Genomic DNA, 20,527 nt, shown 5'->3' on the forward strand with positions numbered 1-20,527 from the left:
CAGGGCCCGCGCTCGTACATTCGTCGGCGCCCATGTCACACAACCGTGATATCGGCGGCGCCGGCGCCTGCGTGATCCCAGGCCAGCACCGCGCCGCCCGCGGCACACGCCATGCTCGCCCGGGACAGGAGAAAAACGATGAGACGACAAAAATTCAGTTTCGGCCGCGTGTTGTGTCTGGGCGCGCTGTGCCTGGGCATGATGGGGGCGGCCTCGGCCGAGCGGGTCCTGCATCGGGCCAACGGCGGCGAGCCGCAGACGCTGGACCAGGCCCACACCTCGATCAACATCGAGGAGTTCATCCTGAAAGACCTGTTCGAGGGCCTGACCGTGTACGACGCCACCGGCACGCTCGTGCCCGGCGCGGCGCAGGGCTGGACGATCTCGCCGGACGCCACCGTCTATACCTTCACGCTGCGGCCTCAGGCAAAATGGTCCGACGGCTCGGACCTCACTGCGGCGGACTTCGTGTTTTCGTTCCGCCGGATCGAGGATCCCAAGACCGCGGCCGGCTACGCCAACCTGCTGTATCCGATCAAGAACGCCGAGAAGGTCAATCGCGGCGAGCTGCCGGTCGAGCAGCTCGGCGTCGAGGCCCTCGGTGCGAAGACCCTGCGCATCACGCTCGAGCGTCCCACGCCGTTCTTTCTCCAGTTGCTCACCAACCAGAGCGCGCTGCCGGTGAACGAGGCCAGCCTCAAGAAAAACGGCAAGGATTTCATCAAGCCCGGCGTGATGGTGTCGAACGGCGCGTTTCGCCTGGTGGGCTACGTGCCCAACGACCGCCTCACGATGGCCAGGAATGACCACTACTGGGACGCCACCCACGTCAAGCTCGACAAGGTGGTGTTCTATCCCACCGAAGACCAGTCTGCCTCGGTGCGCCGCTTCGAGGCGGGCGAGATGGACGTGATGTTCGGCTACCCGGCCGACCAGTACAAGCGCCTGAGCGAGCGCTATCCCGGCCAGGCCCATGTGGAGACGGCGCTCGCGACCTATTACTACGCCTTCGATACGCGCCAGCCGCCGTTCAGCGATGTCCGGGTGCGGCGCGCTCTGTCGATGGCCATCGATCGCGACTTCCTGGCGCAGGAGATCTATGGCGGCACCCGGGTGCCGGCCTATGCGCTGGTGCCGCCCGGCATCGCCTCGTATGGCGCGCCGACCGCGCCCACGTTCGCCGCGCTGCCGCAACTGGAACGCGAGGACCGTGCGCTCGCGCTGATGGCGAGTGCGGGCTATGGGCCAGGCGGCAAGCCGCTCGAGATCGAGGTGCGCTACAACACCAGCCGCGACCACGAACGCGTCGCCACCGCCGTGGCCGACATGTGGAAGCGGGTCTTCGGCGCCAAGGTCAAGCTCGTCAACCTCGACGTGTCGTCGCACTACGCCTATCTCCAGGAGGGCGGCAAGTTCAACGTGGCGCGCGCCGGCTGGATCGCCGACTACGCCGATGCCGAGACCTTTCTCGGCCTGAGCGTGAGCGGCAACCAGACCTTCAACTACGGCCGTTTCAGCAACGCGGCCTACGACGCGCTGATGAAGCGCTCGTACGACGAACGCGATCCCGCCGTGCGGGCCCGCACCCTGCACGAGGCCGAGGCGCTGCTGATGCAGGAGCAGCCCATGGCGCCGCTGCTCACCATCACCGACCTGTGGCTGGTGTCGAACCGGGTGAAGGGCTGGCACGACAACGTCGTGAACCAGCACCTGAGCCGGTTCCTGAGCCTCTCCGAGTAATCGCGCGGCGCATTGCCCGGAGGCCTGCCATGCTTTCTTTCGTCCTGCGCCGGCTCGCCAGCGCGGTGCCGACGCTGCTCATCGTCGTCACGCTTTCCTTCTTCCTGATGCGATTCGCGCCCGGCGGACCGTTCAATCTCGAGCGCCCGCTGCCGCCGCAGACGATGGCCAACCTGATGCAGACCTATCAGCTCGACCAGCCGCTGTGGCGCCAGTACACCCACTACCTCGCCAACGCCGTGCGGGGCGATTTCGGGCCCAGCTACGTCTACAAGGACAACAGCGTGGCCGAGCTGATCGGCAAGGGCCTGCCGTATTCGCTGACGCTGGGCAGCTACGCGCTGGCGCTGGCGCTGGTGGCCGGGGTGGCGGCCGGCACGCTGGCCGCGCTGCGGCAGAACCGCCTGTCCGACTACGCGATCATGTCGGTGGCCACCATCGGCGTCACCGTGCCCAACTTCGTGGTCGGGCCGGTGCTGACGCTGGTGTTCGCGGTGCTGCTGTCGTGGCTGCCGGCGGGCGGCTGGGGCGACGGATCGGCGCGCTTCCTGGTGCTGCCGGTCATCGCGCTGGCACTGCCCCAGCTCGCGGTGTTCGCGCGGCTGATGCGCGGCGCGATGATCGAGGCGCTGCACGCCGACCATATCCGCACCGCGCGGGCCTATGGCCTGCGCGCCCGCACCGTGGTGGTCACGCACGCCATGCGCGGCGCGCTGCTGCCGGTGGTGTCGTATCTCGCGCCCTGTGCCGCAGCGCTGCTCACTGGTTCGGCGGTGATCGAGATGATCTTCACGATACCCGGCGTGGGGCGCTACTTCGTGCTGGGCGCGATCAATCGCGACTACACGCTGGTGATGGGCACGGTGATTCTCGTGGCCGTGTTCGTGATCCTGTTCAATCTGGTGGTCGACATCCTGTATGGCCTGCTCGACCCGCGGGTGCGCCATGAATGATGCCGTCCATGCCGGCGCGGCGGCGGCCGGACGCAGCCTGTTCCAGCTCGCGCGCCTGCGCTTCGTGCGCAACCGCGCCGCGATGGTGGGCTGTCTCGTGCTGGCCATCATCGCGCTGTTTTCCTTCGCCGGGCCGCTGTTCGTGCCGCACGGCTACGACCAGGTCTTTGCCGCCTACGTGCTGGCGCCGCCGAGCCTGGCGGCCCGGCCCGACGACATCGCCCTCCAGCGCGCGGCGGCCCAGGTGGCGGCACGCGCGCGCGTCCACCTCGACGCGCTGCAGATCGAGGGCGAGGGCTACGGCGCCACGATCAGCGCGGCGCAGCGCATCGATCCGCGCGTGGTCCGCTATTTCGACCGCGCCAATGCGTTCCGGGACACCCGGGTGGTGGCGACCGAAGACGAGGGCCGCACGCTGCGACTGGCCGGCGGGATCATGCGCGACCACTTCTTCTTCGGCACCGACGCCAACGGCCGCGACCTGCTGGCGCGCGTGATGCTGGGCGGCCAGGTGTCGATCGCCGTGGGCCTGCTGGCGAGCCTCGTGTCGCTCGGCATCGGCGTGGTCTATGGCGCGGTGTCCGGCTATATCGGCGGGCGGCTCGACAACGTGATGATGCGCCTGGTGGAGATCCTCTACTCGCTGCCGTTCGTGTTCCTGGTGGTGGTGCTGGTGGTGTTTTTCGGCCGTTCGTTCATCCTTATCTTCCTGGTGATCGGCGCGGTGGAGTGGCTCGACATGGCGCGTATCGTGCGCGGCCAGACGCTGGCGCTCAAGCGCCGCGAGTTCGTGGGCGCCGCGCAGGCCCTGGGCCTGAGCGACTGGCAGATCATCCGGCGCCACATCATTCCCAACACCGTGGGCCCGGTGGTGGTGTTCGTCACGGTGATCGTGCCCAGGGTGATCCTGCTCGAGAGCTTTCTGTCGTTCCTCGGCCTGGGCGTGCAGGCGCCCCTCACCAGCTGGGGCGCCCTGATTTCCGAGGGCGCCAACAACATGGAGTCGGCGCCCTGGCTGCTGATCTTCCCCGCCCTGTTCTTCGTCGTGACGCTGTTTGCGCTGAACTTCGTCGGCGACGGGCTGCGCGACGCGCTCGACCCCAAGGATCGCTGACATGACCCATCGCAGGGAGCCGCTGCTGGCGGTGCGCGGCCTCACCGTGCAATTCGACGCCCACGACGGCCGGGTGGACGCGGTCCGTGGCATCGACCTCGACCTGGCCGCCGGCGAGACGCTGGCGCTGGTGGGCGAATCGGGCTCGGGCAAGAGCCAGTCGATGATGGGGATGCTGGGACTGCTGGCCCGCAACGGCCGCGTCGGCGGCTCGGCGCGCTACGCCGGCCAGGAGCTCATCGGGCTGCCGCGCGCCGCGCTCGACCGGGTGCGCGGCGCGAAGATCGCGATGATCTTCCAGGAGCCCATGACCTCGCTCGACCCGCTCTATCCGATCGGCCGGCAACTGGCCGAGCCCATCATGCGCCACCGCGGCACGAGCCTGCGCCAGGCGCGCGCGCGGGTGCGCGAGCTGCTCGAGCTGGTCGGCATCGCCGAGCCCTGGCGCCGCATCGACAGCTATCCGCACGAGCTGTCGGGCGGCCAGCGCCAGCGCGCCATGATCGCGATGGCGCTGGGCTGCGAGCCCGACATCCTGGTGGCCGACGAGCCCACCACCGCGCTCGACGTCACCATCCAGGCGCAGATCCTCGAGCTGCTGGCCTCGCTGCAGCGGCGCTTCGGCATGGCCATCCTGCTGATCACGCACGACCTCGGCATCGTGCGGCGCCATGCCGGGCGGGTCGCCGTGATGCGCGAGGGCGAGATCGTGGAGCAGGGCAGCACGGCCGAGATATTCACGCGGCCGCGGGCCGACTACACGCGCATGCTGCTGGCCGCCGAACCCACCGGCACGAAGGGGCCGCCGCCCGCCGGCGCGCCCATGGTGCTCGAGGGGCTGAACGTGACGGTGGACTACCGGGTGCGGCGCGCGGGCTGGCGCGGCGCCTCGCACTTTCGCGCGGTCGACGGCGTGAGCGTGCGCCTGCGTGCCGGGCAGACCATCGGCATCGTCGGCGAGTCGGGCTCGGGCAAGTCCACGCTGGGCCGCGCGCTGCTGCGCCTGCTGCCCGCCGCGGGCACCTTCCGCTACGGCACGCTCGACATCTCGACCTTCGACGCCGCCCGCATGCGGCCCCTGCGGCGCAGCCTGCAACTGGTGTTCCAGGATCCCTATGGCTCGCTGTCGCCGCGCCGCACGGTGGGCGAGATCGTGACCGAGGGGCTGCAGGTGCACGAGCCGGCGCTGGGCCGGGCCGAGCGCGACCGCCGCGCCTGCGCGGCGCTGGCCGAGGTGGACCTGGACCCGGCCTGCCGCAACCGCTACCCGCACGAGTTTTCCGGCGGACAGCGCCAGCGCATCGCGATCGCGCGCGCCATGATCCTGAAGCCGCAGGTCGTGATCCTGGACGAGCCCACGTCGGCGCTGGACCGTTCGGTGCAGGGGCAGGTGATCGCGCTGCTGCGCCGGCTGCAGGAGGCGCATGGCCTGGCCTACGTGTTCATCAGCCACGACCTGTCGGTGGTGCGGGCGATGTCCGACTATGTGATCGTGATGAAGGACGGCAGGATCGTCGAGGAGGGCGGCATCGCGGCCATCTTCGAGACGCCCTGCGCCGCCTATACCCGCGCGCTCATCGGCGCGGCGTTCAACCTCTGAGCCGCCCGGGCGCGGCTCAGCCGATGCGCTTGAGCGCGGTCCGGTAGTGCTGGCCGCGCTCGACGTAGTGGCGCGTGTTGGCGTGCATGTTGGCGATCTCGTCGGGCGTGAGCTCGCGCACGATCTTGCCGATGCCGATCACCAGGTGGTTGTCGGGGATCACCCGGCCTTCGGGGATGATCGCGCCGGCGCCGATCAGGCAGTTGCGCCCGATCACGGCCTTGTTCAGCACGATGGCCTGCATGCCCACTAGCGCGCCTTCCTGGATGGTGCAGCCGTGCAGCATCGCCTGGTGACCGATGGTCACGTTGGGGCCGATGTGCATCGGACAGCCGGCATCCACATGCAGCACGCTGCCTTCCTGGATGTTGGAGCCCGCGCCCACGCGGATGGGCTCGTTGTCGCCCCGGATGGCGACGTGGGACCAGATGCTCACGCCCGATTCCAGGGTCACCTGGCCGATGATGTCGGCGCTGTCGGCGAGGTAGACGTCGGGGGCGACCTGGGGGACGTGCTGGTCGAGCTGGTAAATCGGCATGACGCGTGAAGCTCCTGCAATCAGGCGGAGGGGGGCGCACCGGGCGCGGTGTCGGGGGCGGCATCCGCGCCGGCATCGACTGTGCGGCCGGGGGCCTGCGAGCCGGTGCCGGTGCCCACGCCGGTGCCCGCGCCGGTGTCGGCGCCCGTGCGGGGTGCGGCCGGGGCCGGCACAGGCGCCCGTTCGGCTTCGCGCCGGCGCAGCACGCCGCGCTGAACCTTGCCCGTGGTGGTCATGGGCAGTTCGGCGACGTACTCGATCTCCTTGGGGTATTCGTAGGGCGCGAGGCGGTCGCGCACGTGGTCCTGCAGCGCCTGCGTGACCTCGGCCGTGTCGCGGTCCTGGAAGTCGGGCGTCAGCACCACATAGGCCTTCACCACGGCGCCGCGTTCGGCGTCGGGCTTGGGCACGACGGCGGCATTGGCCACGGCCGGATGGCTGAGCAGACAGTTTTCGATCTCGCCCGGGCCGATGCGATAGCCGGACGACTTGAACACGTCGTCGGTGCGGCCGGCGTACCAGAGGTAGCCGTCCGCATCGATGCGGGCCAGGTCGCCCGTGCGGCACCAGTCGCCCGTGAACTTGTCGGCGGTGGCCTGCGGGTTGTTCCAGTAGCCCAGGAACAGCACCGGGTCGGGAAAGCCGTGGATGTCGAGGCGATTGAGGGCCACCTCGCCGATCTCGCCCGGCGCGACCGGTGCGCCGTTGTCGTCGATCACGGCGACCTGGTGGCCGGGGTAGGGGCGGCCCATGCTGCCGGCGCGCGCGGGCCAGCGGCGGTTGCTGTTGCCCACGATGTAGTTCATCTCGGTCTGGCCGAACATCTCGTTGGGCGTGATGCCCAGCGCCTGCTCGCACCAGCCGAACACGGTCTCGCCGACGTTCTCGCCCGCGCTCATGATGCTGCGCAGGGCCAGGCGGTAGCGCTCGCGCGGCGCCGCGACGGCCTTCATCATCATCTTGAGGGCGGTCGGGAACAGGAAGGTGTTGGTGACCTGGTAGCGCTCCATCAGCTCGAAGGCGCGCTCGGCCGAGAAGCGGCTGCGCGTGCCCACGATGGGATGGCCGAAATAGAGCGTGGGCAGCAGCGCGTCCATCATGCCGCCGGTCCAGGCCCAGTCGGCCGGCGACCAGAACACGTCGCCGGGCTTCGGAAACCAGTCCTGCGAGGCGACGAAGCCGGGCAGATTGCCGATCAGCACGCTGTGCGGCAGCAGGGCGCCCTTGGGCGCGCCGGTCGTGCCGGAGGTGTAGAGCAGGATCGCCGGATCGGAGGACTTGGTGGGAATCTGTTTGAATTCACCGGGCTGGCGCGCCAGCAGGCTGCGCCACGGCAGCACGCGCTCGTCGGCGAAGCCGATGCCGATGACCTGGTGCAGGTGCGGGCAGCGGTCGGCCACGGCCAGCAGATTGGCGCTGGAGGCCGCATCCACGATGGCGACCCGCGCCTGGGAATCGGCGAGCCGGGCCTCCAGCGCCTCGGGGCCGAACAGCGCGGAGAGCGGCAGCACCACGGCGCCCACGGTGAAGATGGCCATCTGGGCCACCACCGTCTCGGGCCGCTGGCCCAGCACCACGCCGACCCGGTCGCCGGGCTCCACGCCCATCTTGATCAGGCCGTGGGCCAGTTGATTGGCCGCTTCGGCCAGGCGCGCGTAGGTCCAGACTTCGCGGTTGCCCGCTTCGTCTTCGTAGAAGATCGCGATCCGCCGGGCGTCCGAGCCGCTGGCCGCCCAACGATGGCAGCAAACATCAGCGATGTTGAATTGAGTCGGAACCAGCCAGCGGAAGGATTGGTAGAGCGCCTGATATTGGTCGTTCATGGCCCTTTGGTGTGAGCTCGGTGGCAGCGGTGGTGGGTCTGGCACCCGCGGACATGGGGCAGTCCCTCCAGCTGCAAGCATGAACGAGAGGGCCGGGAACTGCAACATTCCCATGTCCCTATCGGGGACGTATAAGGGTATTTACGGGTGCTCACCTTTGCGACGCAGTGCCGACGGCAGGGCCGGGAGGGCCAGGGGGCGCCGCGCACGCGAACCTGTGGTATCCGTGCCACGCTCGGCCAGGGTCTCGGCCCAGTCGATGAGTTGCAGATTGCCGTCGTGGGTTTCGGCCAGGGCCGACAGGCTCTCGACCCAGTCGCCGTCGTTGCAGTACAGCACGCCGTCGACGTCGCGCATCTCCGGCTTGTGGATGTGGCCGCAGACCACCCCGTCCAGGCCGCGGCGGCGCGCCTCGCCGGCCAGCGCCTCCTCGAAGTGGGTGATGAAGGAGACCGCGTTCTTGACCTTGTGCTTGAGGTATTGCGACAGCGACCAGTAGTGCAGCCCGAGGCGGTGGCGCAGGCGGTTGTAGTGGTTGTTCAGCCACAGCGCCAGCTGGTAGAGGGTGTCGCCCAGGTGCGCGAGCCACTTGCTGTGCTGGATCACGCCGTCGAACTGGTCGCCGTGCAGCACCAGCAGCCGGGTGCCCTTGGCCGTGACGTGCACGTCCTCGTCGAGCACCTCGATGTCGCCGAACGCGAAGCCCACGAACTCGCGGGCGAACTCGTCGTGATTGCCGGGCACGAACACCACGCGGGTGCCGTTGCGCGCCTTGCGCAGGATGCGCTGGATCACGTCGTTGTGGGCGCGCGGCCAATGCCAGTGCTTGCGCAACTGCCAGCCGTCGACGATGTCGCCCACCAGGTACAGCGTGTCGGAGTCGTTGTTGTCCAGGAAGTCGAGCAGGAACTCGGCCTTGCAGCCGGCCGTGCCGAGGTGGATGTCGGAAATCCAGAGCGTGCGCCAGTGCGTGGGTTGGTTCTCGGTCAAGGCGGTCTCCGTAGGGCTTCGTCGCGCGACCATGAAAACAGTTCCGCATGACGTGCGCGTGACCCCGCGATGACGCGGTTGTGACGGTCCCGTGCCCGGTCACATGCGACAATCCGGGCGCATTGTCTTTTTGCCACACCCCATGTCCCGACCCGATCCCGCCACCCCCGTTTCCGCTGCCCCCGTCCGGCGCGCCGTCATCATCGGCGGCGGCCCGGCCGGGCTGATGGCGGCCGAGGCCCTGGCGGCCGCGGGCGGGGTGCAGGTCGATCTGTACGACGCCATGCCGTCGGTGGGCCGCAAGTTCCTGCTGGCGGGGCGCGGCGGCCTGAACCTGACCCACAGCGAGGCCCTGCCGGCCTTCCTGGGCCGCTATGGCGCGGCCGAGCCGCGCGTGGCCGGGTGGCTGCGCGCGCTGTCGCCCGAGGCCCTGCGCGACTGGACCCACGGCCTGGGCGTGGAGACCTTCGTCGGCACCTCGGGCCGGGTGTTCCCGCGCGAGATGAAGGCGGCGCCGATGCTGCGCGCCTGGCTGGCGCGCCTGCGCGGCCAGGGCGTGCGCTTTCACATGCGCCACCGCTGGCTGGGCTGGCAGCCCGACGAGCCGGCCTCGCCGGCGCGGTTGCGCTTCGCCACGCCCGAGGGCGAGCGCGACGTGGCGGCCGACGCCGTGGTGCTGGCGCTGGGCGGCGCCAGCTGGGCCCGGCTGGGATCGGATGGCGCCTGGGTCGAGACGCTGGCGCGGCACGGCGTGCCGGTCGCGCCCCTGCGGCCCGCCAACTGCGGCTTTCTTGCAAACTGGAGCGACTGGTTGCGCGAGCGCCACGCGGGCGATCCGGTCAAGGCGGTGCGGCTGAGCGCGGGCCAGGGCAGTGCCGCCGTGTCGCGGCGCGGCGAATTCGTCATCAGCGCCGACGGTGTGGAGGGCAGCCTGGTCTACGCGCTGTCCGCGCCCATCCGCGACGAGATCGAGGCGCGCGGCCAGGCCCGGGTCTGGCTCGACCTGATGCCCGACTGGTCGCCGGAGCGCGTGTACGCCGAGGTGGCGCATCCGCGCGGATCCCGCTCGATGTCCAGCCACCTGCAGAGCCGGCTCAAGCTCACCGGCGTGCGGGCGGGGCTGCTGCGCGAGCTGGCCAGCCGCGACGACTACGCCGACCCCGAACGCCTGGCCGCCCGCATCAAGGCCCTGCCGCTCACCCTGCTGGCGCCGCGGCCGATCGACGAGGCCATCAGCACGGCGGGCGGCGTGACGCTCGCCGCGCTCGACGAGGCGCTGATGCTCGCCGGCACGCCGGGCGTGTTCTGCGCGGGGGAAATGCTGGATTGGGAGGCGCCCACGGGCGGCTATCTGCTGACCGCCTGCATGGCGGGCGGCCGGGTGGCCGGGCAGGGCGCGGCCGACTACCTGGCTAGGCGCTGACCGGCGCGGCCTTGGCCGGCCGCGGCGGCGCCTCGGCGAGCCGGGTGCCCGCCAGCCGGTCGTGCAGGAACTGACCCGCGGGGTCGAACCAGCTGGGCACGAAGATCGTGAACGGCGCCACCACCACGAACATCGAGACGGCCGGCCAGCCCAGCGCGTGCGAGCTCCACCACACCAGCGCGGCGGTGGCGAGCGGCAGCGGCCACAGCAGCACGTAGCGCAGCACCAGGCGCGGCCACGCCGGCACGTTGCCGTGGCGGTCGAGCAGCTGGATGTTCCAGGTTTTCATGGGCAGGGTCTGGCCGCGCTTGCGCCAGCACAGCACGAAATATAGGCCGATCACGCCGAACAGCCAGGCCTGCCGCACGCCGCGCAGCGCCAGACCGTGGCGGCTCTGGGTCAGGGTGTCGAGCAGGTAGTCGGCGAGAAACACCACGCCGAACAGCAGCACGCCCTCGTACATCATGCAGGCGAAGCGGCGCAGGCGGCTGGGCGTGGCTGAGAGGTGGGTGGCGGCGGTCATGGCCCCGTATTATCCATGGAACCGCGCCGCTGGCGAGCCAGGATTGCCCGCAGTTGCGGGCCGGGCGGCAGCGAAACCTCTCGGCCGGGGCGACCCCGGCACTCCGCTCCGGGCGGGAGCGCGCGCCGCAGCGCCTCGGCCACAGGGCAGCCCCGGGCGGGCAAAAAAAAACCCACCGGTAAGGGTGGGTCTTAAAAGGGGCTTTGCAGCCCCCAAGGGGAAAAACGGTACATCTGCCTTGCTGCGCGTCGGTCGGCTCGAGGGCGGAAGTGCTGCCCGGGCCGCGGCCGCGCGGTTTGTGGTCTGGCGAAGGCGGTATTGCAGATACTGCAGATACGGTAGTGCGGGTGCGTCAGTGCTGACGCGGTCGTGCGGGACGCTGGCGGCGCTCAGGCAGCCGAGTGCACGTTGGCGCCCATCTTGCCGGCCAGCAGCTTCAGGCCTTGAGCCAGCTTCAGCAGACCGTTGCCCAGGGCACGCATCGGGTGCGGGCGGAACTGCTCTTCCATAGCTTGCAGCATCAGCTGGCGTTCGAGTTCGTCGGTCAGGCGGGTGGTGTTGTTCAGGTCGATCACGGTAGCCTCCATCGGCTGTGTGCTTTGCTTAACGATTAGGGTTAACCCGGATTTTAGGGTAAACCCTAGACTTGTGCAAGCACTGCGCAATCTTTTGGTGCAACACGGCGCTGTCCTGGTGCTGATAATGCCCCAATTCAGTTCCCGCGTGGCGCAAGCCCCCACGATAAGCAGACCATGTTGCGGCGCTTTTACAACGCAGCACCCGGAAAACGGACCGAAATCCGTCTTCCGGGCATGTGCTTATGACGCGTCGCGGTAGCTGCCGGAGGTCAGCTCGAAGCTGAACAGGCGGCAATCGAGCGCGCCGTTGAACAGCGGCGTGCGGCGTTGCGCCTTCAGCCGCAGCTGCTGGGGCAGCTTCATGTCGCTCGAAATGGCGTGCAGTTGCCAGCCGCCGAAGGCGCGCTTCAGGTTCGCCGACCAGTCGCGCCACAGGGCTTCTTCGCCCTCGGTGGGCAGCCGTTCGCCGTAGGGCGGGTTGGTGACGATCCAGCCCGATTCGGCCGGCGGCTCGATGCTGCGCGCGTCGCCCACCTCGAACCGGATGGTCTCGGCGGTGAGCCAGGCGCGCTCGGCGTTGGCCTGGGCGAAGCCGATGGCCTGCGGATCCAGGTCGTAGCCCACGAGCGGGGTTTCGAGCTGGGTCTGGATGCGCGAGCGCGCGTCGTCCTTCAAGTCGCGCCAGCGGCGCGCGTCGAAGTCGCGCATGCGTTCGAAGCCGAACGGACGCGAGATGCCCGGGGGCACGCCCAGGGCGATCCAGGCCGCCTCGATCAGGATGGTGCCGCTGCCGCAGAACGGATCGAGCAGCGGGGCGGCCGGATCCCAGCCGGCCAGCGCCAGCATGCCTGCGGCGAGGTTTTCGCGCAGCGGGGCTTCGCCCTTGTCCAGGCGCCAGCCGCGCTTGAACAGCGATTCGCCGGAGGTGTCCAGATACAGCGTGGCGATCGTGCCCTGCATGAACAGCTGCACGCGCGCGTCGGGACGCACGGTGTCGATGCTGGGGCGCGCGCCCTCGACTTCGCGCAGGCGGTCGCAGATGCCGTCCTTCACGCGCAGATTGCAGTACTGCAGGCTCTGCACCGGGCTCTTGATGGCCGAGGTGTCGACCCGCAGCGTGTCCTCGGGACCGAACCAGCGTTCCCAGGGCACGCTGCGTGCGAGGTCCAGCAGGTCGTCTTCGTGGCTGATTTCTTCCTGCGCCACCTGCACCAGGATGCGGGTCGCGAGGCGCGAGTACAGATTGGCGCGCTGCACGCCCGCCCAGTCGGTGGAGAAGGCGCAGCCGGCGCGGCCGGGCTCGGCATCGTCGAAGCCGAGCGCCTGCATCTCGGCGGTGAGCGCCTCTTCCAGGCCCTGCGGGCAGGGCGCGTAGATGCGGAAGGTCTCGGCCTGGCGCGGCGCGCGCGGACGGCGCGTGTGCACTTCGGGCTCGTGGGCTCCGGGCGCTGCGGCATCGGTGTCGGCGTCGGCCTCGGCCGCTGCGCCGGCGTAGACGTCGTCCCAGTCGCGCGGCGCGTCGACCGGCGTGTCCGCGGCGGAGGCGCCGTCGCCTTCGAAGACCTCGTCCCACGACGCGCCGGGCGTCACGTCGAAGTCGTCCTCGCCGGGCAGGGACGTGGGCATGGGCGGCAGGCCCCGGCCCCCGCCTTGCGGCGTGCGGACCGGGTGGCGATCGCCCTGGCCGCTGCGCTCGTTGCGATAGCCGCCGCGATCGCCCTGGCCGCTGCGCTCGCCGCGATAGCCGCCGCGATCGTCCTGGCCGCTGCGTTCGCCGCGATAGCCGCCACGGTCTCCCTGGCCGCTGCGGTCGTTGCGATAGCCGCCGCGGTCGCCCTGGCCGCTGCGTTCGCCGCGATAGCCGCCGCGCTCGCCCTGGCCGCTGCGCTCGCCGCGATAGCCGCCGCGCTCGTCCTGGCCGCTGCGATCGTTGCGATAGCGGCCACGATCGCCCTGGCCGCTGCGCTCGCCGCGATAGCCGCCGCGGTCGCCCTGGCTGCTGCGCTCGTTGCGATAGCCGCCGCGCTCGCCCTGGCCGCTGCGCTCGCCGCGATAGCCGCCACGATCGTCCTGGCTGCTGCGTTCGTTGCGATAGCCGCCGCGGTCGTCGCGCTCACGCGAGGGCGCGCTGGGCGCGTCGGGGTTGCGCAGGCGGTCGATCTGCTCGCGCGCGCGCTCGTTCTGGGCGACCAGGCGCGCCCGCGCGCCCGTGCGTTTGGGTCGCGAGAAATCGTCGCGGGCCGGAGCGTCGGCGCGCGATTTGGGTTTGACCGTCAGCGTCTTGCGCGGACGGTCTTGATCATCAGAAGACATACGGATAGGGCCGCCGGGCGGCCTGAGGATGAAGCGCGAATATCAGAAAGGTTTGACAACGACCAACGCCACCACCAGCACGAGCAGCAGGACGGGGACTTCGTTGAACCAGCGATAGAACTTGTGGGAGCGCGTATTTCGGCCCTGCTCGAACTTGCGCAGGATGACGCCGCAAGCATGATGGTAGCCGATGATGAGGATGACGAAGAACAGCTTCGCATGCATCCAGCCGTTGCCGGGGCCCACGCCGATGCGGTAGCCCACGTACAGCCACAGCCCCAGCAGCACGGCCGGGATGGCCAGGATGGTCATGAATCGGTAGAGCCGGCGCGCCATCCCGATCAGACAGGACTGGATGGCGGGGTCGGATTGCTGGGCCAGGTTCACGTAGATGCGCGGCAGATAGAACAGCCCGGCGAACCAGGAAGCGATGAAGACGATATGGAAAGCCTTGATCCAGAGCATGGCCATGACGCGCGTCCCTTTTTTGTAACGCGCCATTGTACGGCGAGCGGGGCCGCGCATCCGGCCCCTGCGACATCATGCCGCAAGCGCCGGCGCGAGCGGCGGCCGCCGCCGGGCGACTAGCGGACGGTGTCGGCCGCGCCCGGGCGGCGCCGCCGGAACAGCCACATCAGCTTGTAGGCCGCCGGAATGATGAACAGCGACAGCAGGGGCGCGGTGATCATGCCGCCGATCATGGGCGCCGCGATCCGGCTCATCACCTCGGACCCGGCGCCGGTGCCCCACAGGATCGGCAGCAGCCCGGCGATGATGACGGCCACCGTCATGGCCTTGGGCCGCACCCGCAGCACCGCGCCCTCGTACAGCGCCTGGTCGAGGTCCGCCTCGTTGACCGCGCCCCGGGCCAGCGCCGGGTGGTTCTCGATGGCGTGCCGCAGATACATCAGCATCACCACGCCGAATTCCGCCGACACCCCGGCCAGCGCGATGAAGCCCGTGCCGGTGGCGGCCGACAGGTGAAAGCCCATCCAGTAAAGGAACCAGATCCCGCCCACCAGGGCGAACGGCACGCTGGCGATGATGAGCGCGGCCTCGCCGAAACGGCGGAACGCCACGTACAGCAGCACGAAGATGATCACCAGCGTCATGGGCACCATGAGGGCGAGCTTGCGGTTGGCGCGCTCGAGCAGCTCGTACTGGCCGGAAAACGCCACGCTGGTGCCGGGCGTGAGCTTGACGTGTTCGTCGATGGCCTGCTGCAGGTCGTGCACCACGGACACCATGTCGCGATCGCGGGCGTCGATGTAGATCCAGCTGGTGGGGCGGGCGTTCTCGGTCTTGAGCATCGCCGGGCCGGTCACGACCCGCACGGTGGCCACGTCGCCCAGCGTGATCTGCTGCTTGCGCGGGGTGAGGATGGGCAGCGCGCGCAGCGCCTGCGGGCTGTCGCGGTAATGCTGCGGATAGCGCATGTTGATCGGATAGCGCTCCACCCCCTCCACGGTCTCGCCCACCCGCGCGCCGCCGATGGCGGAGGTGACGAACAGCTGCACGTCGGCCACCGACATGCCGTAGCGCGCCGCCTTCTCGCGGTCGATGTCGATGGTGAGGTAATGCCCGCCGATCAGGCGTTCGGCCAGCGCCGAGCTCACGCCGGGCACGGTGCGGGCCACCACCTCGATCTGCTGCGCGATGGCATCGATCTCGGCCAGCACGGTGCCGGAGACCTTGATGCCGATGGGGCTCTTGATCCCGGTCGAAAGCATGTCGATGCGGTTGCGGATCGGCGGCACCCACAGATTGGCCAGGCCCGGCAGCCGCACGGTGCGGTCGAGTTCCGCGATGATCTTGTCCATCGTCATGCCGGGCCGCCACTGCTCCTGCGGCTTGAGCTGGATGGTGGTCTCGATCATTTCCAGCGGCGCGGCGTCGGTGGCGCTCTCCGCCTTGCCGGCCTTGCCGAACACGCGCGCCACCTCCGGCATCTGGCGGATCAGCTTGTCGGTGATCTGCAGCATGGCGGCCGCCTGGCCGGCCGAGATGCCGGGCAGGGTGGAGGGCATGTAGAGCAGGTCGCCCTCGTTGATCTGGGGCAGGAACTCGCCGCCGACCCGGCCCAGCGGCCAGGCGACGGTCAGGATCGACAGCGCCGCCACCAGCAGCGTGGCCTTGGGCCAGTGCAGCACCCGCAGCAGCAGGGGGCGGTAGATGCGGATCAGGACCCGGTTGAGCGGATTGCGGTTTTCGTCGGGGATGCGGCCACGGATCCAGAACCCCATCAGGATGGGGATCGCCACCACCGCCAGCAGCGCGGCGCCGGCCATCGACCAGGTCTTGGTGAAGGCCAGCGGACCGAACAGCTTGCCCTCCTGGCCCTCGAGCGTGAAGATCGGAATGAACGACATGGTGATGATGAGCAGGCTGATGAAGAGCGCCGGGCCCACCTCCACCGAGGCGTTGGTGATCACCTCCCAGCGCGCCGCGTTGTCGAGCGTCTGGTCGGGATGCGCATGGCGCCATTCCTCCAGGCGCTTGTGTGCGTTCTCGATCATCACGATGGCCGCGTCCACCATGGCGCCCACCGCGATGGCGATGCCGCCCAGCGACATGATGTTGGCGTTCAGGCCCTGGAAGTGCATCACGATGAAGGCGATGCACAGCCCCAGCGGCAGCGAGATGATCGCCACCAGCGCGGAGCGGGCATGCCAGAGAAACAGCGCGCAGACCAGCGCGACCACGACGAACTCCTCCAGCAGCTTGTGGCTCAAGTTCGCGACGGAGCGGTCGATCAGCTCGCTGCGATCGTAGGTGGTCACTACCTCCACGCCCTCGGGCAGGCTGTGCTCGAGCGAGGCGAGCTTGGCCTTGACCGCGGCGATCACCTCGCGGGCGTTCTTGTCGGAACGCAGGATCACCACGCCGCCGGCCACCTCGCCCTCGCCGTCGAGCTCGGCGATGCCGCGCCGCATCTCCGGCCCGATCGCGATGCGGGCCACGTCGCCCAGGTACACGGGCACGCCGTCGGCGCCGCTTCTGAGCACGATCCTGCGGAAGTCCTCGGGCGTCTTCAGGTAGCCGCCCGCGCTCACCATGTACTCGGCCTCCGACAGCTCCACCGAGGCGCCGCCGGCCTCCTGGTTGGCGCCGCGCAGCGCCGTGCGGACCTCGGCCAGGCGCACACCGTACTGCGCGAGCTTCACCGGGTCGAGCACGATCTGGTACTCCTTGACCACGCCGCCCACGGACGCCACTTCCGACACGTTGGGGATGGTCTTGAGTTCATACTTCAGAAACCAGTCCTGCAGCGAACGCAGCTGCGCCAGGTCGTGCTTGCCGCTGCGGTCGACCAGCGCATACTCGAAGATCCAGCCCACGCCAGTGGCGTCGGGGCCCATCTCGGCGCTCACGCCGGCCGGCAACTGGCCCTGCACCTGGTTGAGATACTCCAGCACGCGCGAGCGGGCCCAGTAGGCATCGGTGCCGTCCTCGAAGATCACATACACGTACGAGTTGCCGAACTGCGAGAAGCCGCGCACGGTCTTGGCCCCCGGCACCGACAGCATCGTGGTGGTGAGCGGCCACGTCACCTGGTTCTCGACCAGCTCGGGCGCCTGGCCGGGGTAGCGGGTCTTGACGATGACCTGCACGTCGGAGAGATCGGGCAGGGCGTCGACCGGCGTGTGCAGGATGGTCCAGGCGCCCCAGAGGCTGAGAAACAGCGCGCCCATCATGACGAAGAAACGGTTGGCAACCGAGCGCCGGATGATCCATTCAATCATTGCATTTCCTCAGTGCGCAGGCGCCGCCTGCGGCGGCCGGGCGCGCATGCGCTCCAGAGCGCCGGCAATGTTGGCCTCCGAGTCGATCAGGAACAGGCCGTTGGACACCACCTTCTCGCCTTCCGCCAGCCCGGCGCCGATGGCCGTCAGGCCGCCGGACTCCTGCGTCACCTCGACGCGCTTCGGCACGAAATGTCCGGCCGCGTCGACCGTGATGACGCGCTGCTCCGCACCCGTGTCGATCAGCGCGGTGGACGGGATCAGCAACAGGGGGGCGCTGCGCGCCGAGACCTCGACGTAGGCGTTCATGCCGGGCTTGAGCGCCTCGTCCGGGTTGTCGACCTGCAGGCGCAGCTGGAGCGTCCGGGTGGCTGCGTCCATGCTGGGCAGCAGCGTCCAGCGCTCGACCTTGAAGGGGCGGCCGGGCCAGGCCGGCACGCTCACGTCGAGCCCGGCGCCGTCGTGCAGCAGCCCCGCGATCGACTCCGGTACCGCAGCCGTGATCCAGACCGGATCCACGCCCTGGATGCGCGCGACCACGCTGCTCTTGGCCACGTTCATGCCGGTGCGCAGGTCGAAGGCGGTGATCACGCCGTCGATCGGCGCCTTGAGCGTGAAGCGGGTCTGCACCGTGCGGCTGGCGACCAGGCGCTGCAGATCCTCCTCCGGCATGCCCGCCAGGCGCAGGCGTTCGAGCAGGCCGCGGGCGTCGGCGGCCGCGCCGCCGGTGCGCCGCAGCAGCAGGTATTCGCTCTGCGCCTCCACCCATTCGGGAATCGTCAGCTCGGCCAGCGGCGTGCCACGCGCGATGCGGTCGCCCACGGTGAGCGGATAGACCCGCTCGATGAAGCCGGCCGAGCGCGCCTGCACGATCACGAACTGGTACTCGTTGTAGCCGACGTTGGCGGGCAGGGTCTGGCGGTAGGTCAGCATGCCGCGCCGCACCGGCTCGGTCCTGAGGCCGAGGTTCTGCGTCTGGGTCGGGTCGATGCGCACGCCCGCCGCTGCGCCCTCGGCGCCGTCCTCGTCGGCGTATCTGGGCAACAGGTCCATGTCCATGAAGGGCGACTTGCCGGGCTTGTCGAAGCGCGTGTTGGGAAACATCGGGTCGTACCAGAACAGCACCCGCCGCCCGGCCGGCGCGGTGCCGGCCGGCGCGGCATCGGCCGCCGCGGCATCGGCCGCCGCAGCAGCCGTGGCGGTGGCGGGCGGTTGGAAGCAGGCGTACAGACCCGCCGCAATCGCGCCGCCCGCGACCATCGCGCCGAGCACCAGCGCGGCGCTTCTGCTTCGTGTGGAAGTCATGTTCGTTTCCCTCGAGAGAGGCGGGGGCGGGCGCGGGCGCGCCTCACTTGGCGTGGATGGTCTGCAGCAAGGAAAGGTTGCCCTGCTGGATGAAGGTGAAGTCGACCTGGTCGCCCGGCTTCACGGCGCCGAGCCGGGTCTGCGGCGTGATGGTGAAGCGCATGGTCATGGCCGGCCAGTTCAGCGCCGGGATGGCGCCGTGCGCGATGGTCACCTTGTGCGTGTCCGGGTCGATCGCCTTGACCTCGCCCGAGGCGCTGACGGCCTGCGCCGGCGGGGCCGTCGCGGCGGCCTTCATGTCTGTGTTCATGGTCTGGCCCGACGCGGGGGAAGCCGCATGGGCGGGCGCGATCGACGCGGCAAGCAGGGTGGCGGCCGCCACGGTGAGGAAGGGATTCATGAGCGATCTCCAGGGGGGGGTGGGGAACCGGTGGGCGTTCAGTCGGCCCAGCCGCCGCCCAGGGCCGCGTACAGGTCGACCTCGTTGGCCTGGCGCGCGTAGTTCAGGGCAAGCAGGTTCTGGCGGGTGGCGAACAGGGCCCGCTCGGCGCTCAACACATCGAGATAGCTGGCGGCGCCCTGGCGATACAGGGCCCAGGCCCGGCTGCGGGTGATCTCGAGGGCAGCCAGATAGCGCCGCTGCGCCGTGGCCTGGCCGGCGATGGCCGGCCGCAGCGCCAGCGCGTCGGCCACCTCGCGAAACGCGGTCTGGATCTTCTTTTCGTAATTGGCCACCGCCTCGTCGCGGCGCAGTTGCGCGATGTCGAGATTGGCCTGCAGCCTGCCGCCCGTGAAGATGGGCAGTTCGATCCTGGGCACGAAACTCCACATGCCGCTCGCGGCATCGAACAGGGTGGCGAGATCCGGGCTGCGCGCCGAGAGCCCGCCCCCGAGCGTGATGGCGGGGAAGAACGCGGCCCGCGCGGCGCCGATGCTGGCATTGGCCGCCTGCAGCGCATGCTCGGCCTGCTGGATGTCGGGGCGTTGCAGCAGGATGTCGGAGGGCAGCGGCTCGGGCAGGGCCACGGGGCTGAGGTCGGCATCCGCGCGCGCGCCCTCCGCGGGCAGGTCGGGATAGCTGCCGAGCAGCAATTGCAGCGCGTCGCCGGCGCGCGCGAACTCGCCCTCGCGCCGCGCGATGTCGGTGCTCGCCACCTCGACCATGCCGCGCGCCTGCTCGAGCGCGAGCACGTCGGCGCGGCCGTGGCGCAGGCGCTGCTGCACGTCGGCATACGCCTGGCGGCTGTTCTGCAGCGTCTCGCGCGCCACCCGCAGCTGCGCGGCGGCGAGTTCGCGATTGAAGTAGGCGCGTGCCACGCCCGCCACCAGCAGGATGTGCACCTCGCGGCGCGCGGCCGCGCTGGCGTAATAGCGCTGGCGGTCCGCCTCGGTCAGGCTCGCGAGGCGGCCGAACACGTCGAAATCGAAGCTGAGGTTGAGCCCGGCCTGGTAGTCGTGGCGCGGCGTGGTGTTGGTGGCGAGCCTCGCGCTGGTGGTCTCGCTGGCGGCCGTGCCGAGCTGCGGTTCGCGCAGCGCGGCGCTGGCGGCGACCTGGGCGCGTGCCTGCTGCAGCTTCGATACCGCCGCACGCAGGTCGCGGTTGTTGCGCAGCGCCGTGGCGATCAGCGCCCTGAGCTGCGGGTCGGCGAAGAAGTGTTGCCAGCCGCTGTCGCGGTAGTCGGCGGGCGCCGCCACCAGGCCATGCCGCGCCACTGAGAACTGGCGCGGCACCGGCGCGTCCGGGCGCACGTACGCCGGCGCCAGCGACACGCAGCCCGCGAGCACGGACAGGATGCTGAACGTCAGGAGCGTGAAGGGGCGCATGGCGGTTTCCGGCGAAGCGTGCGAGGCCGAGGATCGGCGATCGATGCTTGGCACTCTACG

Annotated in this window: 16 protein-coding genes; 5 read left to right on the forward strand and 11 right to left on the reverse strand. The window is 69.9% G+C overall.

Annotated features, from left to right (window positions below; all coding sequences use genetic code 11):
* Positions 1-138 precede the first annotated feature (138 nt).
* The 4 genes from CEG14_RS07240 to CEG14_RS07255 are packed head-to-tail and all read left to right on the forward strand — an operon-like array spanning position 139 to position 5,407.
* Positions 139-1,740: a peptide ABC transporter substrate-binding protein gene (locus CEG14_RS07240; RefSeq protein ID WP_094825678.1), complete on the forward strand. Its 1,602-nt coding sequence runs from the start codon at positions 139-141 to the stop codon at positions 1,738-1,740.
* 29 nt (positions 1,741-1,769) lie between these two features.
* Positions 1,770-2,693 (forward strand): oligopeptide ABC transporter permease OppB, encoded by a 924-nt coding sequence (gene oppB, locus CEG14_RS07245; protein ID WP_094825679.1) that lies wholly within the window; start codon positions 1,770-1,772, stop codon positions 2,691-2,693.
* The gene (locus tag CEG14_RS07250; protein ID WP_094825680.1) at positions 2,686-3,807 is read left to right on the forward strand and encodes an ABC transporter permease subunit; all 1,122 of its coding nucleotides are present in this window, start codon (positions 2,686-2,688) and stop codon (positions 3,805-3,807) included. The genes oppB and CEG14_RS07250 overlap by 8 nt, the downstream gene beginning before the upstream one ends.
* Before the next feature lies 1 nt (position 3,808).
* Complete coding sequence (locus CEG14_RS07255) at positions 3,809-5,407, forward strand: ABC transporter ATP-binding protein (RefSeq protein WP_094825681.1); 1,599 nt, start codon at positions 3,809-3,811, stop codon at positions 5,405-5,407.
* Between the two features lie 16 nt (positions 5,408-5,423).
* Here CEG14_RS07255 and CEG14_RS07260 read toward each other — a convergent pair whose 3' ends face one another.
* From CEG14_RS07260 to CEG14_RS07270, 3 genes are all read right to left on the reverse strand, one after another.
* The gene (locus tag CEG14_RS07260) at positions 5,424-5,945 is read right to left on the reverse strand and encodes a gamma carbonic anhydrase family protein (protein ID WP_094825682.1); all 522 of its coding nucleotides are present in this window, start codon (positions 5,943-5,945) and stop codon (positions 5,424-5,426) included.
* Positions 5,946-5,965: 20 nt separating this feature from the next.
* Positions 5,966-7,768 (reverse strand): acyl-CoA synthetase, encoded by a 1,803-nt coding sequence (locus CEG14_RS07265; protein ID WP_094825683.1) that lies wholly within the window; start codon positions 7,766-7,768, stop codon positions 5,966-5,968.
* 141 nt (positions 7,769-7,909) lie between these two features.
* Positions 7,910-8,791, reverse strand: a complete 882-nt coding sequence (locus CEG14_RS07270; protein ID WP_094825684.1) for a UDP-2,3-diacylglucosamine diphosphatase — start codon at positions 8,789-8,791, stop codon at positions 7,910-7,912.
* 109 nt (positions 8,792-8,900) lie between these two features.
* On the opposite strand from CEG14_RS07270, the gene CEG14_RS07275 reads away from it, so the two are divergent.
* On the forward strand, positions 8,901-10,181 hold the full coding sequence (locus tag CEG14_RS07275) for a TIGR03862 family flavoprotein (RefSeq protein ID WP_094825685.1): 1,281 nt from the start codon (positions 8,901-8,903) through the stop codon (positions 10,179-10,181).
* Here CEG14_RS07275 and CEG14_RS07280 read toward each other — a convergent pair.
* The 8 genes from CEG14_RS07280 to CEG14_RS07315 all read right to left on the reverse strand — a co-directional run bounded on the left by CEG14_RS07280 (position 10,171) and on the right by CEG14_RS07315 (position 20,467).
* Entirely contained in the window at positions 10,171-10,704 is a 534-nt protein-coding gene (locus tag CEG14_RS07280; RefSeq protein WP_094825686.1) for an RDD family protein, read from the reverse strand. The genes CEG14_RS07275 and CEG14_RS07280 overlap by 11 nt on opposite strands.
* A 389-nt stretch (positions 10,705-11,093) precedes the next feature.
* Positions 11,094-11,291 (reverse strand): hypothetical protein, encoded by a 198-nt coding sequence (locus CEG14_RS07285; RefSeq protein WP_176461404.1) that lies wholly within the window; start codon positions 11,289-11,291, stop codon positions 11,094-11,096.
* A 231-nt stretch (positions 11,292-11,522) separates the two neighbouring features.
* Positions 11,523-12,908, reverse strand: coding sequence for a THUMP domain-containing class I SAM-dependent RNA methyltransferase (locus CEG14_RS07290; RefSeq protein ID WP_094825925.1), 1,386 nt, complete (start codon positions 12,906-12,908; stop codon positions 11,523-11,525).
* 729 nt (positions 12,909-13,637) lie between these two features.
* On the reverse strand, positions 13,638-14,060 hold the full coding sequence (locus CEG14_RS07295) for a CopD family protein (RefSeq protein ID WP_094825926.1): 423 nt from the start codon (positions 14,058-14,060) through the stop codon (positions 13,638-13,640).
* A 119-nt stretch (positions 14,061-14,179) separates the two neighbouring features.
* Positions 14,180-17,338 carry a CusA/CzcA family heavy metal efflux RND transporter gene (locus tag CEG14_RS07300; protein WP_094825687.1) on the reverse strand — a complete coding sequence of 1,053 codons (3,159 nt, stop codon included), beginning with the start codon at positions 17,336-17,338 and terminating at the stop codon, positions 14,180-14,182.
* A 9-nt stretch (positions 17,339-17,347) separates the two neighbouring features.
* Complete coding sequence (locus tag CEG14_RS07305; protein ID WP_094825688.1) at positions 17,348-18,643, reverse strand: efflux RND transporter periplasmic adaptor subunit; 1,296 nt, start codon at positions 18,641-18,643, stop codon at positions 17,348-17,350.
* 43 nt (positions 18,644-18,686) lie between these two features.
* Positions 18,687-19,043 carry a copper-binding protein gene (locus tag CEG14_RS07310; protein ID WP_094825689.1) on the reverse strand — a complete coding sequence of 119 codons (357 nt, stop codon included), beginning with the start codon at positions 19,041-19,043 and terminating at the stop codon, positions 18,687-18,689.
* Between the two features lie 38 nt (positions 19,044-19,081).
* Complete coding sequence (locus tag CEG14_RS07315) at positions 19,082-20,467, reverse strand: Cu(I)/Ag(I) efflux RND transporter outer membrane protein (RefSeq protein ID WP_094825690.1); 1,386 nt, start codon at positions 20,465-20,467, stop codon at positions 19,082-19,084.
* Positions 20,468-20,527 lie beyond the last annotated feature (60 nt).

It is taken from the genome of Bordetella genomosp. 1 (assembly GCF_002261335.1).
In the GTDB taxonomy this organism is placed as follows: domain Bacteria; phylum Pseudomonadota; class Gammaproteobacteria; order Burkholderiales; family Burkholderiaceae_B; genus Bordetella.

Coding starts and splice junctions, on each gene's coding strand:
- CEG14_RS07240 (WP_094825678.1), top strand. CDS start 139: ATGAGACGACAAAAATTCAGTTTCGGCCGCGTGTTGTGTCTGGGCGCG.
- oppB (WP_094825679.1), top strand. CDS start 1,770: ATGCTTTCTTTCGTCCTGCGCCGGCTCGCCAGCGCGGTGCCGACGCTG.
- CEG14_RS07250 (WP_094825680.1), top strand. CDS start 2,686: ATGAATGATGCCGTCCATGCCGGCGCGGCGGCGGCCGGACGCAGCCTG.
- CEG14_RS07255 (WP_094825681.1), top strand. CDS start 3,809: ATGACCCATCGCAGGGAGCCGCTGCTGGCGGTGCGCGGCCTCACCGTG.
- CEG14_RS07260 (WP_094825682.1), bottom strand. CDS start 5,945: ATGCCGATTTACCAGCTCGACCAGCACGTCCCCCAGGTCGCCCCCGAC.
- CEG14_RS07265 (WP_094825683.1), bottom strand. CDS start 7,768: ATGAACGACCAATATCAGGCGCTCTACCAATCCTTCCGCTGGCTGGTT.
- CEG14_RS07270 (WP_094825684.1), bottom strand. CDS start 8,791: ATGGTCGCGCGACGAAGCCCTACGGAGACCGCCTTGACCGAGAACCAA.
- CEG14_RS07275 (WP_094825685.1), top strand. CDS start 8,901: ATGTCCCGACCCGATCCCGCCACCCCCGTTTCCGCTGCCCCCGTCCGG.
- CEG14_RS07280 (WP_094825686.1), bottom strand. CDS start 10,704: ATGACCGCCGCCACCCACCTCTCAGCCACGCCCAGCCGCCTGCGCCGC.
- CEG14_RS07285 (WP_176461404.1), bottom strand. CDS start 11,291: ATGGAGGCTACCGTGATCGACCTGAACAACACCACCCGCCTGACCGAC.
- CEG14_RS07290 (WP_094825925.1), bottom strand. CDS start 12,908: ATGCCCACGTCCCTGCCCGGCGAGGACGACTTCGACGTGACGCCCGGC.
- CEG14_RS07295 (WP_094825926.1), bottom strand. CDS start 14,060: ATGCTCTGGATCAAGGCTTTCCATATCGTCTTCATCGCTTCCTGGTTC.
- CEG14_RS07300 (WP_094825687.1), bottom strand. CDS start 17,338: ATGATTGAATGGATCATCCGGCGCTCGGTTGCCAACCGTTTCTTCGTC.
- CEG14_RS07305 (WP_094825688.1), bottom strand. CDS start 18,643: ATGACTTCCACACGAAGCAGAAGCGCCGCGCTGGTGCTCGGCGCGATG.
- CEG14_RS07310 (WP_094825689.1), bottom strand. CDS start 19,043: ATGAATCCCTTCCTCACCGTGGCGGCCGCCACCCTGCTTGCCGCGTCG.
- CEG14_RS07315 (WP_094825690.1), bottom strand. CDS start 20,467: ATGCGCCCCTTCACGCTCCTGACGTTCAGCATCCTGTCCGTGCTCGCG.